Source organism: Aurantimonas sp. C2-5-R2, assembly GCF_036549495.1.
Taxonomy (GTDB): Bacteria; Pseudomonadota; Alphaproteobacteria; order Rhizobiales; family Rhizobiaceae; genus Aurantimonas; species Aurantimonas coralicida_A.
In genome coordinates, this window is the sequence record NZ_JAZHLJ010000209.1 from 1 (window position 1) to 1,818 (window position 1,818).

Sequence of the window (1,818 nt, forward strand, 5' to 3'; positions counted from 1 at the left end):
CCTGGACCCTCATCGCCAACATCCGCATGCTCACGAGGCGCATCGCAAGATATTGGATCTATTCGTGAACTTTTGAATCAGGCTCTTAGCTTAACCACCCGTTGCTGGCGGAAAGCGGCCTCGAGACGGTCAGCTATCTGAAGGAGGCTGCGAATCCGGTCCATGCATCGTTGAAGAACGAAGCGGGAACGCCGTCAATGGTGCCAAGCGACGATCGCGGCTGCCTTCTTACTATCTAATGCGTTCATCCTCTTGGCTAGCGGTCCGTCGCCACATAGTGTGCGTTCACACCAAGGGGGGATCACAGTGCCATATCTTCATAATTACCGTCTCTTCATCAGTCACGCATGGAAGTACAGTGAGCGCTACCAGCGTGCTGTTCGGTTTTTGGACGACGCGAACAACTTCACCTGGACCAACTATTCAGTGCCGGAAGATGACGCGTTCGACAGGATGTCTGCGGCTGATCTCACGGAGGCCATGCGCCGCCAGATCAGGCCGACTCAGTGCGTGGTGATCGTCTCAGGCATGTATGTGAACCACAGCGAGTGGATCCAGTTCGAAATGGACTTCGCAAAGTCAATAGGGAAGCCGATCTTGGGGATCAGGCGGTGGGGCGAGCAGCGAACGCCTCAGAGCGTCGTCAACTGTGCAGATGAGATGGTCGCCTGGAATTCGGCTTCGATTGTTGCAGCCATTCGCCGTCTTGTGCCGTGACAAAAATGTTCGATTTCCCAGCGCTATACCGGTCGGCGAGTCAGATGTCTGCCGGCTCGCAGTCGGTATACCTCAGGTTAATCCGTGGGGAGTACGGGCTCCTCCTCCTCGCGGCCATCCTTTCCTTAGACTTCAGCCGCGAGCCGCTGTACTTCGTCGCTTACGCATTTGTGTTCTTGGCATCCCTTGCAGTCCTGATCTTCCGAACGTGGAGGAAGCCCGAGCAGGATTGGTACAAGGGGCGAGCACTCGCCGAGTCCATTAAGACGTCTTGTTGGCGCTACTGCATGAGATCGGAACCCTTTGGCGACGCCGATAAAGTAGCTGTACGGCGTGCGGAGTTTCGAAATCACTTGCGGGCAATTCTGGACGCAAACCGACACATAGGTGATCGAATTCCACCTGACGAGGCGGCCAATGATCAGATAACTGCCACTATGGAGGAGACGCGTGCGCTGCCGCTCGAGGAGCGAAAAGTCTTTTACGACACGAACCGCATTCGTGAACAACGTAAATGGTATGCGCGGAAGGCGCGCGAAAACAAAAAGGCGAGCGTCACCTGGATGATCGCGGGGATCATTGCCTACGGCCTTGCTATTGCTCTTGTGTTGCTGCGGATCGCCTATCCGCAGCAGGAACTATGGCCCATTGAACCGATCATAGTTGCAGCGGCTAGCATAATCGGCTGGACGCAGGTGAAGAAATTTAACGAACTCGCTTCTTCATACACCCTCACTGCTCACGAAATCGGGATCATTCAAGGGCGGGTCAAAGAAGTTGCGACTGAGCCAGAATTCTCGGACTTCGTGAACGAAGCCGAACAAGCCTTCTCGCGTGAGCATACTCAGTGGGTAGCAAGGCAGCAGGCGCAATAGTGATGGTCCGTTGCTGGGGCGTCACGCCGCTTGGACACGGTGACGGCCAGGGCGCCCAGATCAACTGCGCTCCCCTTATGGTGCGGGCCGGGCGCCCCGCTTGCGTAGACGCCCATCCGCCCTTGAAGCGATCGTTGCCCCTCCGTGCCAATGACGATGAGACATCGACCACCCGGGAATTTACCCTTGAGGGCGCAGGTAACGTATCGACATGGTAATGCCCCAG

Annotated in this window: 2 protein-coding genes; both read left to right on the forward strand. The window is 56.2% G+C overall.

Annotation, left to right across the window (positions count from 1 at the left end; all coding sequences use genetic code 11):
• Positions 1-306 precede the first annotated feature (306 nt).
• Positions 307-717: a TIR domain-containing protein gene (locus VQ044_RS25000; RefSeq protein WP_331827883.1), complete on the forward strand. Its 411-nt coding sequence runs from the start codon at positions 307-309 to the stop codon at positions 715-717.
• Between the two features lie 5 nt (positions 718-722).
• Entirely contained in the window at positions 723-1,592 is an 870-nt protein-coding gene (locus VQ044_RS25005) for a DUF4231 domain-containing protein (RefSeq protein ID WP_331827884.1), read from the forward strand.
• Positions 1,593-1,818: the final 226 nt, after the last annotated feature.

Coding starts and splice junctions, on each gene's coding strand:
- VQ044_RS25005 (WP_331827884.1), top strand. CDS start 723: ATGTTCGATTTCCCAGCGCTATACCGGTCGGCGAGTCAGATGTCTGCC.